Origin of the sequence: Blautia sp. DFI.3.45 (assembly GCF_020593505.1) — a bacterium.
Taxonomy (GTDB): Bacteria; Bacillota; Clostridia; order Lachnospirales; family Lachnospiraceae; genus Blautia_A; species Blautia_A wexlerae.
The window spans coordinates 1-352 of the sequence record NZ_JAJDMI010000192.1 but is presented as its reverse complement, the minus strand read 5'-3'; the positions used below and the strand labels follow the sequence as shown (position 1 = coordinate 352).

Here is a 352-nt window from a genome sequence, read left to right as displayed (position 1 = left end):
CCGTGTTTTATAAGAGGATACTGTCCCCAGTGCATGCTGGATGGCAGATCTGCGCAGATAGGAAGGCATCTTTGGGAACCGGATATCAAAATCAAAACAGGCATGGTTTTTCTTCGTAGTATGTACCAGATGTTCTGCAGCATTAAAACGCCTCTTTGCATCCGGGATTTCTGCTAATTTTTCCCATACCTGCACATAAATCCCAATCAGATAACTGACAGCAGAACGGTAGATCTCCAGTGTCTGGCGGATCGGGATATTCTGTTTTCGTAATTCTACACCATAACTGGATATTATCTGCATTTTTATTTCTCCCTGATAACTCTTTTCTCAGATTCTGTTGTTTTTTCTA

At 41.5% G+C, this 352-nt stretch carries 1 pseudogene; it reads right to left on the bottom strand.

From position 1 onward, the window contains the following. Window positions 1-303, bottom strand: a pseudogene (locus LJE09_RS17560) (IS200/IS605 family accessory protein TnpB-related protein); the annotation flags it as partial. Window positions 304-352 lie beyond the last annotated feature (49 nt).